Genomic DNA, 14,362 nt, shown 5'->3' with positions numbered 1-14,362 from the left:
CTGGTCGACGCCCTACGGTTTTGCGGGGAACGTGAGGTTCTCGATTGCTTCCTGCACGGTTGCCAACCGAATGCAGCCTGTCCTGTGGTGGGGCACGATCATGGGTCTGGTTCAGCCATCAGGAACAGTGAAGCCCATTTTGTCGGATTAGGCGGTTCACGCGCATCGCAAAGATGCTCAGACGGACTCGAGGCGGCATGTTCGGCAATACCGATTCGAGAGTCCATTTAGTTCACGGACAGCTAAAGTTGAGCCCAAGAGCACCAATGCTTGGAAGGGGCGGTTCCCGGACGAAACTTGACTTCCCGGGGCTTCCTATGCCGATGGTCGCCCGGCTCACGTAACGTACCGGCAGGCAACCAGGGTCGGTCCCATCTGACTTCCCTCGGCGCTACCCAACCACTCACAGCCTCAAACTGCCGGTCGGTAGAGTCTTCACTTGGTTAGGTGAATCTCTGCCTGTACCCAACTGCGAGACGGTGCCAGGGGTCTCAAAAGGCCGCATCAAGCAAGGTTTAGCTTGCAATCTTCTCGAGACGTGACCTTCGGCTCCGCGTACGCCGATCCTCGCGGGCTGTTTTCAGCAGGAGGAGACCTGCCTCATTGGAGAATTTCGCCGCGTCGGACCAGATGATGGACAAAGGACGGGAAAGCGCCAGATCAACCAGGTCGACCTCGACCAGCTGTCCGCTGTCAAGCTCCCGAGACATGGCGATTGCCGGCAAAACGACGGGACCCATTCCAGCAAGTGCGGCGGACTTTAAAGCGGTATTGGATGCGAGTTCGAGCGTAGGGGTCACAGTAAGTCCTGTTGCTGCCAGGGCCTGGTCCAGTGTTTCACGGGTTCCGGAACCGTGTTCTCGGACCAATAAATCCGTGTCCACCAGTTCGTCCGGGGTCACGCTGCGGTTGGGTCGAGCCCACTCATGATCCGGTAGGACTGCTATTGCCAGTTCATCGATGCCAAATGATTGGCTCTTGACTGAATCGCGGATCTGAGGACATTCAACGAGTCCTATGTCGACCCTGCCCGCTTCGACCATGGTGATGACGTCATGAGAATTGGCCATACTTAGCGTAACCGTCGTGTCTGGATCGGCTGTTCGAACCTTCGCTAGCCAGTTGGGTGCGTAGTACTCCGCAATGGTCATGCTCACCGCGACATTCAAGCTCGCGTTCCTCGTCTGGCCGAGGGCGGCCACAGAATTCGTGAACTGCTCTGTGGCGCGCAACAGGGTGGCTGCCCAGTCTACAACTACCCGCCCATTCGGGGTAAGCGTGGTCCCTCGGGGGCTACGCTGGAGAACCTGGACTTTAAGAGAGCGCTCCAGACTTGCCAGCCTCCGACTGGCGCAGGGCTGTGTCAGCCGTAATGCCGTCGCTGCTTGACCTATGCTGCCGGTGGCGGCGACGGTGACGAGGAGATGCAGATCGCTCAGATCCGGCTCTTTGATATTCATTGGTTGCCCCGTTCTATCGACGTCTTGGAACCGCAGGTGGAGCACTGTGATGCCAGCGGTTGCGAAGAGTCTTACCGGACCGACTCGGTGTGTCCGAAGTATCGAACGAATGACTGACTTCCATCCGCGTGCCGTGTTCGTCAGCCTAGACCTATAGAATCGTACAGTCAATGACTTTTTCATTAGAAATGACTAGTGACATCGAACGTTTTGGCGCTGAAAGCATAAAAACGTTCGATAACGTTCCGAAAAGTCGGACGAAACACTGGTGGCCTTTAGCGGAGTGTGTCAGAGTTGAACGGTATCGTCGGGGGAGCCTTCTGCCTTTTGTGCGCTGAGGCCGGACAAGTGCCATCCCCTGGTAGCGGGTCTAGGGTGTGGAGGCATAGTGAACAGCAAGCAGGAGAGCCAAAGCGCTCTGGGACAACGTTTGCACGAGCTCCGGAGCCAACATCGATACAGCATACGGGGGCTGGCTGCCAAAGCCGGAGTCTCCGCCTCGCTGGTTTCTGATGTGGAAAAGGGCAAGGTTGAGCCATCGATTTCGACCCTGACACGCCTTGCCAGTGCCATGGGCACCACAATCACATACTTCTTTTCGCCTCAGGCACAATCCATGGGACGGGTAGTCAAGGCGGTGGACCGGGTGCCCTTTGGAGGGGTTGCTGACCCTGCCTCAGGGACACGTCCGGCGTCAGGAACCCGTTTTGAATTGGCCTCTCCCACTGACCTGCATTCCATAGAGGCTATTTACGGGCACTATGAAGTTGGGGGATGGTTCGGAGAAGAGCCGTTCACACATGAAGGAGAAGAATGGGGCTTCGTGTTGTCTGGACGCCTCAAAGTCATACTGGGGGATGAAGTGCACTTCTTGGATCCCGGGGATTCAATTTGGTTCCCAAGCACTGTGCCGCACCGCATGGAAAATGTCGCAGATACTCCGACGCAGTACATCTGGATTGACATCCCGCCGCGAAACTAGCGGGTCGGGCGCCGTTGCTCTGGTGCGCACCCGCAGTGGAATGCTGATCCTTCGGGGGAAACCTGGCTAGGGGTTCAGTGTGATGTGCCATAAGGATGTCCTCAGACTTCTTTGCTTGCGTCTCCTATGGGCTCCTAAACACTGACTATTGCCATCCCGCAGGCTCATGCGTTCCAAGCATGTCCTCATGACAGTTATTCGTCTACCGGGGCTGGAATCCTGATGACACGCTGGGAACCGCACTGCTAAAAGTGCCGCACACGGAACTCGGGTCAGCCGATAAGCGACTGACGTCAACTTATGCGTGCGCCTTGGAGGGTCTGGCCAAGCCCGCCGGCCGGTCCCTTAGCCAATCTGAAAGTGGGAAATATATGAGCGACGGCCAGATCCGACTCGACATCGTGGACGGCAGCACTGCCGTTGTGACGATGGATCGGGAAGAGAAGCGCAATGCCCTCACAGACGTAATGTCAGCGAGACTATTCGAGCTGTTTCACGAACTCGATGCCCGCAAGGACGTCCGAGCCATCGTGCTAACGGGGGCTGGCGAGAAGGCTTTCACTTCCGGTCATGACCTTAAGCAGGCACTCGAAGGCGACATCGCTGTCCTGTTCAGCGAGCCCAATATCAAAGAGTTCATCGTCCCGGCGATGATTTCGAAACCCGTCATTAGCGCTGTAAACGGGGCAGCGTACGCTGGCGGATTCTGCCTCGCCATCGCCAGCGACTTGCGGATTGCCTCCCACAACGCCAGTTTCGCGTCTCCTGGAATCAAGTTGGGCATAGTGCCGATCGGAGGCCAACTATCAATGCTTCCGCATTTGCTTCCACCGGCAGTTGCCACTGAAGTGTTAATGTTGGGCGTTCCGTTGAGCGCAGAGCGCGCAGAACGGCATGGCTTCGTCAGCGAGCTGGTCGATGCCGGCAGACTAGTGGATCGCGCCTGCGAAATGGGCAAGATCATCGCAGATATGCCACCAGCATCTGTTGCGTCAGTTAAGCGGGTTATTCGCACGACTCTGACTCAGAGCGTGCCTGCTGCAGATGCCATGGAGTTTTGGCGAGGGATGGTCGCAGGAACGGGACCAGACGTAGAGGAAGGCCTGCGGGCTTTTGTTGAGCGTCGCAGCCCGGTCTTCTCGGCCTAAACATGCGGTACCTAACCCCATTAAGCGGACACGCCATTCCCCCACGTCCACAGGGCAGAGGGGCTGGGTATGCGCGTCAACATTCCTGACCTTGATGATCTGTACCTGCTGGTAACCATCGCACGGACGGGCAGTATCGGCCAGGCATCTGCCGAACTCCGAGTGGCGCAGCCAAGCGCGAGCCGCCGGATTGCGGCGTTGGAACGCACCCTTAAGGTCGGTTTGCTGCACCGCGGTGCACGTGGCTCCACACTCACTCCGGCTGGGCGCGTGGTAGTTGACTGGTCGATAACCCTGTTGAGGGCTGCCGAAGACTTTCGTCATTCAGTCGATGCACTGAGCAGGCAACGAAACTCTTCGCTTCGAGCAGCAGCCAGCATGACAATCGCCGAACACTACGCATCGAACTGGCTCGCGATGCTCCGCCACGAATCCCCCAATAACGCGGTTTCTCTCTCCGTTGGTAACTCGCTGGAGGTCATGGAGCTCGTCGAGAGCGGGAAAGTGGAAGTCGGCCTTATCGAGACACCCAACGTTCATACGAACCTGCGGCATCGTCAGATCGGCACCGATAGGTTGGCCATTGCCGTTGCCCCGGACCATCCGTGGGCGGAACAGCTGGTGATCACGACAGCTGATCTGTCGGCAACTCCGCTACTTGTTCGTGAACCGGGATCCGGTACTAGAGACACACTGGACCGAGCCATGTCAGAAGCAGGTCACGAAATCAAAGTAAGCCTCGAGTTGGCTTCCAACACTGCACTCAAGTCAGCTGCGATCGCTGGAATGGGCCCGGTTGTCTTAGCTGCAATTGCTTTGGCTGACGACTTCGCCAGTGGAACCCTAGTTCAGGTTGCCGTGTCTGATTTAGCCCTTAGCCGTCCGCTCACAATTGTCTGGACAGACAACACGAGCCTCTCGCAGGAGGCCGTGGGGCTTTTCCTAGGCGCAATCCGCAATGACCGACGGAAAGGCCGACCGGCCTAGGCAGCAATTGCTCGCGGGTGGTGGAAGCGTCAGCCCCATGCCCAGGATGTATGACCCGCATGCACAACTGGGGCCTTGTGAGGAGGCCCACATGGCGCGGAGACTGATTTTGAAGGTTTGGCCCGCGAGATCCAGTTCCCAGGCCCCGCGTTGAGGCTTCACTGCCGACGCAGAGCCGGCACAGCCGGCCAAAAGAGGAAAGGCAGCAAACTTGAACCAGAATTCGAAGACCACTCATCCAGGCTCATCGTATGTGGAGCCTAGCGCGGCCGTGCAAGCGCTACATGCTCACGCCCTGGCAATGCCTGATCGCATCGCCGTCCGAGACAGCCGCGCTGCCATGACATGGCGCGAACTGGAAGCGGAGGTCCTATCTCTGGCGCGGACACTTCAGGCTGACGGTGTCGGCAGCGGCTCTCCGATGCTGCTGCTTCTCGACTCCTGCGTGGAATCCATCGTGGCATACTGGGCTGTACGGGAACTTGATGCCACTGTCATTCTTGCTGATCCAGGCTGTACCCGTGCAGAGTATGACCACTATGTGGCCGCCACGCAGCCGGGATGGGTTTTCTCGACCCGACCGGGAACCTGGGAGCGGCTTGGACTGGCCGACGACGCGCAACCGGGACACCCGTCGATGACATGGTTCATCCAAGACTCTTCGGCCGAGCTGCCAATGCTTCGCCCTTGGCAGCAGCGGGAGCTCCGCGGCGATGCCCCCAACAACCGGTTCGTGGAAACCCCCAGCGCCCGCCTCGTATTGTTCAGTTCGGGCACTACCGGTCAGCCAAAAACCATCCTGCACACGGACGCCAGCGTTCTGGCACTGCATAAAGTCCATACGGAGGTGTGGAAATTGACCCCGGACGATGTTGTCCTTGGGTGCCTGCCATTCCACAACATCTACGGATCCATCTACACGGCCGCCTCCGCAATTTTCAATGGCGCCACCCTAGCGCTCATGGAACGATTTAAGCCAGATATTGCCATGCGGCGAATTCAGGAATGGCGTGTGACCACCATGGCGATGGTGCCAGCAATGATGGTCATGATGCTGAACGCGGAAACGCGCAACGACGTGGACCTTTCTACACTCCGGGTCAGTTACACAGGCGGCGCTCCCGTCAGCGATCCCGTAATGAAAGATTTTCAAGCACTTTCCGGAGCGCCCGTGCTCGCCTCCTACGGGCTGACTGAATGCCCGGGGGCCGCCGTGGAACCTTCCGGATCGACTCATGGCAGAGGCGTAGCCGGTCGTATTTGCCCTGGATTCGAAGCCGTTGCAAGGAATTCCGAGGGGGACGCGCTCCCGCCCGGCGAGGTCGGTGAGATAACGCTCCGCGGCCCTTCGCGGATGCTGGGTTACCTTGGCCAACCTGAGCTAACACAGCAACGCATCCGCGAAGGTTGGGTGTACAGCCAAGACATTGGATTCGTCGACGAAGCGGGCAATATCCATGTCTCAGGGCGGGCAGGCGACATGATTATCCGCGGAGGCCTCAATATAGCCCCCAAGGAAATTGAAGATGTGCTGGCGGAGCACCCAGACGTGGTGACTGCCGCGGTGGTCGGCGTGGAAGACGCCGTCCTTGGACAAACTGTTAGGGCGTTCGTCGTACCCCGGCCGAACTCAGACCTAACCACACTGGCCGACAGCCTGAAACGGCACTGCGGCGAAAAACTCAACCGAGCAAAGATCCCGGAAAGCACTGTTTTCCTTTCGAAGCTACCCATGAATGCTGGCGGAAAGGTCCTGCGGAGTCTGCTCTCCGATCCCGACGTCGGCCAGCGGATCACAGTCCTGGCTCCCCCCAGCCTCCCAACCCGTGTATAGCGGTGGTGTGACGTGTCAGAACGCCATCTACCAAGAAAACCGAAGGTACAAGATATGAGTTATGTCATTGGTGTAACACAAGAGGAATCCGTCCCTAAGGCTCCCCAGCGGGACATACCGCCAATTGCCAGACAATTCCACGTGTGGCGGCTCATCGGCGCAGCAGTGACTTTGCTGATCGCGGGATCCATCATTCTGAGCTTGTCCCAGAACGAAGCGTTGAACTGGCCGGTCATCCTTGAGTTCATGTTCCAGGAGCGTGTTGTGGCCGGCCTGCGATTGACGCTGGAACTAACGGTCATTTCCATGATCGGTGCTCTTATCCTGGCAACAATCATCGCGAACATGCGGCTCTCGCCTAACGTCGTACTGCGTTCAATCAGCTGGGCTTTCGTGTGGTTCTTCCGCGGAATTCCGCTCCTGGTCCTTCTGGTCCTCATGTTCAACGTATCGTTGCTCTACCCGGAGGTCTCAGTCGGCCTACCCGGTCAGGCACCCATCTGGTCCGCGTCATCCGGCGACTTGCTAAATCCCTTCTGGGCGGCCGTTGTTGCCTTTGTCTTGCACCAGTCCGCGTACACCTCGGAAGTCATCCGAACCTCGATCCGGGCAGTACCCAAGGGACAAATTGAGGCCGCAGAATCTTTGGGAATGACGCACCTTCGCACGCTCCAGCGGATCGTCCTTCCGCAAGCCCTGCGAATTGCTATTCCACCCATCGCAAATGACGCCATCAATCTTCTAAAAGCAACGTCCCTCGTTGCCTTCATCGCCGTTTCGGATCTGCTCTACTCCGTACAGCAGATCTACGCGAGCAATTACCAGATCGTGCCACTGCTCGTAGTCGCCGCCCTTTGGTACCTCATCATCGTTTCAATCATGTCCGTTGGCCAGTGGGCGCTTGAACGCCGCTTCGGTCGCGGGACCGCCCGACTGGGCACCACCGTAAAGGCTGCAGGAGGCAAAAACCGATGACCGTTATAGAAGCCCGATCCATCAGCAAGCAATTCCACCACCACACCGTTCTCGACAACGTCAGCCTTAGCGTGGCCAAAGGTGAAACCGTCTGCCTTCTCGGACCCTCCGGAGCCGGCAAGAGCACATTGCTTCGTTGCCTAAACCTTCTGGAACCGCTGGAGGCAGGTGCAGTATTCCTGGAGGGGGAGCTGCTCGGTTTCCGCGAACAACACGGAAAGCTTTACGCGCTGTCCAAGCGAAAGATCGCCCGGCAGCGTCAGCATATTGGCATGGTCTTTCAGCACTTCAATCTATTCCCTCACATGACAGTCCTCGAAAACATCATCGAGGCACCCGTCGGTGTGCTGAAACAGTCAAAGCTTGAAGCGAAGCGCCATGCCACCGAGCTTCTGGACCTGGTGGGCCTGTCGGACAAAGCCCATGCGTACCCGGCTTCCCTTTCCGGAGGGCAGCAGCAACGCGTCGCCATCGCCCGCAGCCTGGCCATGCGACCAAAAGTGATGCTGTTTGACGAACCGACGTCAGCGCTGGACCCCGAACTGGTGAGCGAAGTGCTCGAAGCCATGAAGAAGCTGGCACTGGAAGGCATGACCATGGTGGTGGTAACCCACGAGATGGGTTTTGCCAGGGAGGTCGCTGACCGTGTGGTGTTTATGGCAGATGGTGCTGTCGTCGAGGAGGGCCCCGCGCGGGAGATGCTCACGAATCCAAAGGTCGACCGAACGAAGGACTTCCTGGCTCGGGTCCTGTAGGCCATAAGTAACGACCTAGAACGAAGAAGAGGATGCTGGATGGTTAATGCGAGGTGCTTCGAAGGTTTGGTCCGAGAGTTCAAAGGCCGAACCCCTCGTTCGAAGAAGCTAATTGAACGAGCCAAGCGGGTACTTCCAGGGGGCGAAACACGATCGATCACGTACTATTCCCCGTATCCGGTCAGTATCACCAGTGCGATCGGTCCAATCATCACTGATTCTGATGGCAACAATTACATTGACATTCTGAATAATTACACTTCCTTGGTTCACGGGCATGCTTTTGGGCCAGTAGTTGATACAGCCGTAGCTGCGGCCAGTGAGGGCATCGTTTATCCTGCGCCTCACGAGGCACAGCTGGACCTGGCAGAGCACCTGATCGAGCGGCACCCCACTGCCGAGAAGATCCGCTTTACGAACTCGGGCACCGAAGCTGCTTTGCTGGCCATCCGGATTGCACAGGCAGTGACGGGCCGGGACCGCTTGGTCTTGTTTGAAGGCGGTTATCACGGTTCTGCTCCACTTATTAGTGGGCCCCACCCGCAAGTGATCAGGGTGCCTTTCAACGATGCCGCGGCTTTGGAAGCGGCCTTGGATGACACTATTGCAGCCGTGCTGTTTGAGCCGTGTCTGGGGGTGGGGGGCGTTATCCCGGCTGACCGCGAATTTGTCCGAGCGCTGCGGAGCCATACTCACAAGGTAGGAGCTTTGCTTGTAGCCGATGAAGTCCAAACTTTGCGTGCTTCATACGGAGGAGCGACGGAGTTGTACGGACTGGAAGCTGACCTCGTGATCATGGCCAAATTGATTGGGGGCGGATATCCGATCGGAGCCGTCGGTGGACCGGCCCAGCATCTTCGGATTCTCGACCAGTCCGAACCCGGAGCAATCGCACATTCTGGAACCTTCAACGGTCATTTGGTGTCGGCCCGTGCTGGCCTAACTGCTCTTGAACACCTCACCAAATCAGCGATTGAAAACATGAACGCGTCCACCGAGAAGTTGGCCAATCAGATCGAAATCTCGGGCCGCGCCCACGGCTTGCCCGTTACAGTGACCCGCTTTGGGTCCATGATGCATGTTCACCTGCAGGAGATGAGACCAACCCAAGCTGCGCATGTCACGCCCGACTCCACGGACGTAGCCGCGCTGCACTTGGCACTGCTCCTCGAAGGCATCTTCGCTGCCCCCAGAGGACTCGTGGCCCTTTCCACCGCGCTGACTGACATCCAGCTGGAATTGATTGCAACAGGATATGACCGGGCTTTTGCCCGCCTAGCTACCTGATAGCTAGCCCCGCCAACCCCTTGGATCGACAGTCGTAAGCAGTACGGTTGGCCAAGGCTCGGGATGGCATGGTCCACTGCGGGCGGCCGGGCAGGCATCAGCTTTTTTGTGATCCAAGTCATACGTTCTGGGTATGGCGGGCATAGTCAGATGGCGTATAGCCAGTCATCCGCGTTGCTCGCATGATTGAGCCAAGAGGTCGGGAACCGACCTCCGAAGAATTAGCTGAAGCAGTTCAGCTCAGGTTTGAGGAGCTTCATGAAGAACAAGATGTTGGCCATTGGCCTTGCAGCCGTTCTCTCGGTCGGGGCGTTGGCGGGCTGCAGCAGTCCCCAAGACGTTTCTTCGAAAACAGAACTAAAGAACGGTCTCCCGGCGAAGTACGCAGACGGCTTCACCGTTCCCATCATCAATTACCCGCCGTACTCCATCGTGGACGAAACCGGCAAAGTTAGCGGCTTCGACTATGACTTCGCCCAGGCAATCAGCGATTACTTCGGGGTGAAGTTCGAAACCAAGAATGCAACGTTCGAAGAGAGCCTTCTGGGCGTCTCACGAGGCAGCTACTCATGGGCGCCGGCAGCGTCCGCGACCACCGAACGAAAAAAGACATACTCGTTCGTTAGCTATTTCAAAGACGGTTACAAGCTCGTTGTCCAAGACTCTGCACCCGAGATTGGTAACACCACCTTGGACATGTGTGGACACTCCATTGCAGACGTGACCGGCGGGTACACATTGAAGTACCTCCAAGACTTTAGCAAGCAGTGCACAGACGCCGGTAAGTCGCCCATCGAGATCATGACCTTCCCGGACCAGGGGGCCATCCAGCTTGCCGTCAAGAGCGGGCGAGTAGACGCGGCTGCCCTGACCCTGGCAAACGGCAGTTACACGGTAGGCAAGAGCGGTGGGCTGAAAGTCACCGGGCCAGTCTTTGCCCCAACTGTTGAGTGCTTCACCTTGAAGAAGGACAGCGATCTGCGTGAACCCATGATGAAAGCAATGAACGCCCTGATCGAGAACGGCACCTACGACAAAATCCTCAAGAAGTACGGCCTGGAAGACGCAGCTATTCCTAAGTCGGAAATCGACCCGGAAGCCAATTAGTCTACCGGCTCGTCCATAACTGAAACGGAGCCAGCCCCCATCCAGTGGGCTGGCTCCGTTTGCCCGTTAACCTGACGCGATCCTTCGACGGGGCGCCTCAATCATCTACGCGGGCGGCCGAGGATCTGCCCGTCTTGCCAGGATGAAGCTGAAAACGCCACGCCTCCGGTTGGTGGATAGGCTCTCACCGACTGCCCTTCCTGATGCCGGCTGTCCAGCTGCACAGGCATCGTCATGGCAGGTCATGCATTTGGCGCATGTAGGCATAGCAACGCAGCGTCTACTGGCCGTGCCGTGGGGCTTCCATACTGATTTCGTCCGAACTTCCCGTTTTAGGACGCCAAACCCGCAGGTCTTAAGGGTTGGAGAACGCCGGGAACCATACAGTGCCACACGGCAGGAGGGCATTCATGCCGACACCAATATCAGAGTTCGTTTCAGCCGCACGAGCCAGCGAGCCAACAGTCTTGGCAGCCGCGCTCTCACAGATCACAGGCGACATGAAGTGGGCAGAGGACGCACGTCTGTGCGGCCTGCGTCGCTGGAGCGCAGGGCAACAGCAACACATCGACGAAGATGGCCAAGCGTTCCTGGATGAAGCCGGAACCGAACTGGAGCGTCTGGCATCCAACGGCTTCAAGAGCACAAACGTCATTAACGATCCGCAGGCGCTTCTCCACATCGCCCGGACTGCCATCGACGAACGCCTCGATGGGTCATTCATCGCGAAGCTAGAACATCACCTTAACCCTGAACGGTGCAAGGTGACCTTTGACCGGGCCGCCGTGAAACGCAGGAATCTCAAGGTCACTATCGTCGGTGCCGGCATGAGCGGTCTGGGTCTCGCCTTCAGCTTGGCGGAAGCAGGGATCGATTTCGAGATCCTCGAAATGAGCCAGGAACTCGGCGGCATCTGGTTCGACAATACCTACCCCGAATGCGGCGTGGACACGCAGGCCTTCCAATACGCATGGGATGTCGAACCCAATCTCGACTGGACTCGCTATGACGTCAAACGAGACGAGATCCTTCAGTACATCCGCGATTCAGCCTTCAAGCGCGGGGTAGTGGATCGGATTCAGTTCGGGGTGAAGGTCGAAACGGGCACTTGGGATGCAGAGAAGTCTCAGTGGCTACTCGACATCAACCGGGACGGAGTCGCCCATACGATGAGCACGGACGTCCTGGTTGTCGCGGTTGGTTCGCTGAATCAGCCGAAAATCCCCGACCTCCCGGGCTCCGACATCTATGGCGGGGAAACGTTCCATACGGCCCGCTGGCGGGATGACCTCCAACTGGAAGGCAAGCGGGTAGCGATCCTCGGAAGCGGCTCCAGCGGAGTGCAGGTTACCCGCACCGTCGCTCAGGTTGCAGAGGAACTTTTCATCTTCATCCGCAGCCCGCATTGGATGCGCCCACGCAAACCCACCGAAATTGGTGAAGTGAGCGATGGGAAGCGCTGGTTGCTCCGGAACCTTCCCAATTATCTGGCCTGGTACCGGTTCTACCTCGACTTTGTGCTCGGCGACAGGGAACACCGCCGCATGATCCTGCAGGAGACCCCTGAGGGGCTGAAACCGAGTCCGGAAAATGATGCTGTCCGTGAGGAGCTCACAGCTTACATCCGCAGGGAACTGGGCGACCGCGTGGATCTTATTGAAAAGGTCACACCGAGCTATCCTCCGTACTCAAAGCGATTGGTAGTCGACAACGGGTGGTACAACGCCTTGACGAAACCCAATGTCACTCTCGTCAATGATCAGATCGTCGGTCTGGATGAAACGGGCATTTTGACAGCGGACGGCAATCACTACTCGGTCGATGTCATCGGCTTTGCGACAGGGTTCCACGGCACCCGCTATTTCTGGCCGCTTGACCTGGTCAGCGCCAAGGGAAAGAAGCTTGCCGAAACGTTCGGGAGCGATGATGATCTTCGCGCGTACCTGGGAACGGCAATGGCCGACTATCCGAACCTTTTTGCCCTTCAGGGACCAAACACAGCCATCGGGCACGGTGGCGGGGCAACCTTCATGTCTGAAGGCCAGGGACGCTTCATCCTGTCATGTCTCAAGACCCTGATCGAAGATGACAAGCGGTCGATCGAAGTCAAGCCCGAAGTCGTTCGGGAGTACAACGAGGCCATCGACGAACGACTGAATCGGATGGTTTGGACTGAGCCTGGTCTGGTCAGCCGGTTCCGGAACAGTACCGGGCGCGTCATCACGAACCATCCGTGGACGTTGCTGGAATTTTGGGAGCGCACTCGTTCCCCAAGGATGGACGACTTCATTATCGACGGCGGCACTGTCCGCACCGATACAGGGGAGACCCTGCCGGACCCCGCCAGATCCATGGCCTAAGTCATGAGCGGATCAGTAAAGCTCATCGACAAACAAGCAGCCCCGGCATTCGAAATCAATGCTGAAAAGCAGCAACGTCCCAGGTCGTTTCTGACCACCGCTCAGGTCTAAAGGAAAGGGGAGAATCATGACGACAAACGCACCTCTGCCGCCGTACAGCAAAACCCGGGAGACGGACGGTCTGGTGTTTACATCCGGCCACATAGGCCGAGATGCATCCGGCCACGTGAAAGACGGCCTTGAAGCCCAGATGGACCTGGCACTCCAAAATCTGGAAGAGTCCCTGTCCCGGCACGGACTGAATCGGGCAGATGTTGTACGAACTACAGTTTATTTGACCGAAATGGGTGACTGGGAGCAGATGAATGTGCCCTACCGGGCGTTCTTCGAAGAGCCCTACCCCGCCCGGTCAACAATATCGGTCGGCTTACCCACGGGCCTGTTGGTGGAAATTGACGCCATCGCATGCAAGAGGCCAACCGAAAGCTCCGTCGACACATCCATTCACGCAGCTCCTTCGGCGGAGGCACGCTGATGGGGACACTGCTGACCAGCGACGCCCTCGAATGGATCGGGCGGCAAATCGAAGTAAACGGCGACGAGATCACCGAATCCATGGTCCAACAGTACGTCTACGCGTCCGAGGACGATCATCCCGCCTATGTCAGTGACACTTCAGCGGATGCGGCAGGCACCTCGCGTGTTGTCCCGCCGATGCTGTATCAAGCAGCGGCCCGACCCTATGTGCCGCTGAACAAGTACTCCTCGGACGGGATCGTGATCGAAAACCGACCGGTCATCGGCACTGGGCAGTCGGTGGGCGGAACACTCGCCGTCCAATGGGTCCGTCCGCTGAAGATCGGTGACCGTCTCTCGGGCCTAAAAACCGTTGTCTCGATGGAAGAAAAGGCCGGATCGCGACGGACATTTGTTGTCGTGACTTGGGAAACCATCTACACGGATCAGAAAGGAGAGGTGGTCATTCGTGAAAGCTACGAGCAGATTTGCTTCTGATTACAGTATCCAGTCAGGGCCACCCGCCGACTATCAGCCGGGGGCGCCGCTAGATGTGCTGGAACGGAGTGTGAGCCGGGTGCAATCCACCCTTTACAGCGCCGCTATCCGGTTCGCACATCAAGTGCACTTTGATGATGAGCTATGCAAAGCCCAGGGGTGGAACGGGGTCATACTTCCGGGCTTCCTGCTGGGAAATTGGTGCCTGGAAGCCGTCACGCGGACGCTGGGGGCCCGCTCTGTGGTGCGGTCCGTCAGCTTTCGGCTCACATCGGTGGCCTACCCAGACACTCTGCACCGTATCTCAGGTGAGGTAGTCAACGTCGAAGACGAAGGCGAGTGGACGATAGTTACCTGCTCGGTGACAGTCAAAGATTCGAGCGACAACGTGGTCACAAAAGCGACGGTGACCGCAGCTGTCCCCAACCCTGCCTGATGAAGCCGGCCTGGCAG

At 57.8% G+C, this 14,362-nt stretch carries 13 protein-coding genes; 12 read left to right on the top strand and 1 reads right to left on the bottom strand.

The window, feature by feature from the left end:
* Positions 1-515: 515 nt before the first annotated feature.
* Positions 516-1,460 (bottom strand): LysR family transcriptional regulator, encoded by a 945-nt coding sequence (locus J3A64_RS08940; protein ID WP_210064136.1) that lies wholly within the window; start codon positions 1,458-1,460, stop codon positions 516-518.
* Between the two features lie 388 nt (positions 1,461-1,848).
* Between J3A64_RS08940 and J3A64_RS24090 the strand changes: the two genes are divergently transcribed.
* The 12 genes from J3A64_RS24090 (at position 1,849) to J3A64_RS08880 (ending at position 14,345) form a co-directional block, all read left to right on the top strand.
* Positions 1,849-2,442 carry a cupin domain-containing protein gene (locus tag J3A64_RS24090; RefSeq protein ID WP_210064135.1) on the top strand — a complete coding sequence of 198 codons (594 nt, stop codon included), beginning with the start codon at positions 1,849-1,851 and terminating at the stop codon, positions 2,440-2,442.
* 371 nt (positions 2,443-2,813) lie between these two features.
* Positions 2,814-3,590, top strand: coding sequence for an enoyl-CoA hydratase/isomerase family protein (locus J3A64_RS08930; protein WP_210064134.1), 777 nt, complete (start codon positions 2,814-2,816; stop codon positions 3,588-3,590).
* A 69-nt stretch (positions 3,591-3,659) separates the two neighbouring features.
* Positions 3,660-4,577, top strand: coding sequence for a LysR family transcriptional regulator (locus J3A64_RS08925; protein ID WP_210064133.1), 918 nt, complete (start codon positions 3,660-3,662; stop codon positions 4,575-4,577).
* 253 nt (positions 4,578-4,830) lie between these two features.
* Complete coding sequence (locus J3A64_RS08920) at positions 4,831-6,411, top strand: class I adenylate-forming enzyme family protein (protein ID WP_374100560.1); 1,581 nt, start codon at positions 4,831-4,833, stop codon at positions 6,409-6,411.
* A gap of 54 nt (positions 6,412-6,465) precedes the next feature.
* Positions 6,466-7,386 carry an amino acid ABC transporter permease gene (locus J3A64_RS08915; protein WP_210064131.1) on the top strand — a complete coding sequence of 307 codons (921 nt, stop codon included), beginning with the start codon at positions 6,466-6,468 and terminating at the stop codon, positions 7,384-7,386.
* Positions 7,383-8,141 (top strand): amino acid ABC transporter ATP-binding protein, encoded by a 759-nt coding sequence (locus tag J3A64_RS08910; protein WP_210064130.1) that lies wholly within the window; start codon positions 7,383-7,385, stop codon positions 8,139-8,141. Before J3A64_RS08915 ends, J3A64_RS08910 begins: the two co-directional genes overlap by 4 nt.
* A gap of 39 nt (positions 8,142-8,180) precedes the next feature.
* On the top strand, positions 8,181-9,428 hold the full coding sequence (locus tag J3A64_RS08905) for an aspartate aminotransferase family protein (RefSeq protein WP_210064129.1): 1,248 nt from the start codon (positions 8,181-8,183) through the stop codon (positions 9,426-9,428).
* Between the two features lie 258 nt (positions 9,429-9,686).
* The gene (locus tag J3A64_RS08900; RefSeq protein WP_210064128.1) at positions 9,687-10,535 is read left to right on the top strand and encodes a transporter substrate-binding domain-containing protein; all 849 of its coding nucleotides are present in this window, start codon (positions 9,687-9,689) and stop codon (positions 10,533-10,535) included.
* A 467-nt stretch (positions 10,536-11,002) separates the two neighbouring features.
* Positions 11,003-12,895 carry an NAD(P)/FAD-dependent oxidoreductase gene (locus tag J3A64_RS08895; RefSeq protein WP_210064127.1) on the top strand — a complete coding sequence of 631 codons (1,893 nt, stop codon included), beginning with the start codon at positions 11,003-11,005 and terminating at the stop codon, positions 12,893-12,895.
* Positions 12,896-13,022: 127 nt separating this feature from the next.
* Entirely contained in the window at positions 13,023-13,430 is a 408-nt protein-coding gene (locus J3A64_RS08890) for a RidA family protein (RefSeq protein ID WP_210064126.1), read from the top strand.
* Positions 13,430-13,909: a MaoC family dehydratase gene (locus tag J3A64_RS08885; protein WP_210064125.1), complete on the top strand. Its 480-nt coding sequence runs from the start codon at positions 13,430-13,432 to the stop codon at positions 13,907-13,909. The genes J3A64_RS08890 and J3A64_RS08885 overlap by 1 nt, the downstream gene beginning before the upstream one ends.
* A gap of 70 nt (positions 13,910-13,979) precedes the next feature.
* On the top strand, positions 13,980-14,345 hold the full coding sequence (locus J3A64_RS08880; protein WP_210064124.1) for a hypothetical protein: 366 nt from the start codon (positions 13,980-13,982) through the stop codon (positions 14,343-14,345).
* Positions 14,346-14,362: the final 17 nt, after the last annotated feature.

Origin of the sequence: Pseudarthrobacter sp. PvP004 (assembly GCF_017876035.1) — a bacterium.
In the GTDB taxonomy this organism is placed as follows: domain Bacteria; phylum Actinomycetota; class Actinomycetes; order Actinomycetales; family Micrococcaceae; genus Arthrobacter; species Arthrobacter aurescens_A.
This window is presented reverse-complemented; position numbering and strand designations above follow the sequence as displayed.

Bases quoted from the DNA above. Each gene is read 5' to 3' on its own strand.
- J3A64_RS08940 (WP_210064136.1), bottom strand. From the start codon at position 1,460: ATGAATATCAAAGAGCCGGATCTGAGCGATCTGCATCTCCTCGTCACC.
- J3A64_RS08930 (WP_210064134.1), top strand. From the start codon at position 2,814: ATGAGCGACGGCCAGATCCGACTCGACATCGTGGACGGCAGCACTGCC.
- J3A64_RS08925 (WP_210064133.1), top strand. From the start codon at position 3,660: ATGCGCGTCAACATTCCTGACCTTGATGATCTGTACCTGCTGGTAACC.
- J3A64_RS08915 (WP_210064131.1), top strand. From the start codon at position 6,466: ATGAGTTATGTCATTGGTGTAACACAAGAGGAATCCGTCCCTAAGGCT.
- J3A64_RS08910 (WP_210064130.1), top strand. From the start codon at position 7,383: ATGACCGTTATAGAAGCCCGATCCATCAGCAAGCAATTCCACCACCAC.
- J3A64_RS08905 (WP_210064129.1), top strand. From the start codon at position 8,181: ATGGTTAATGCGAGGTGCTTCGAAGGTTTGGTCCGAGAGTTCAAAGGC.
- J3A64_RS08900 (WP_210064128.1), top strand. From the start codon at position 9,687: ATGAAGAACAAGATGTTGGCCATTGGCCTTGCAGCCGTTCTCTCGGTC.
- J3A64_RS08890 (WP_210064126.1), top strand. From the start codon at position 13,023: ATGACGACAAACGCACCTCTGCCGCCGTACAGCAAAACCCGGGAGACG.
- J3A64_RS08885 (WP_210064125.1), top strand. From the start codon at position 13,430: ATGGGGACACTGCTGACCAGCGACGCCCTCGAATGGATCGGGCGGCAA.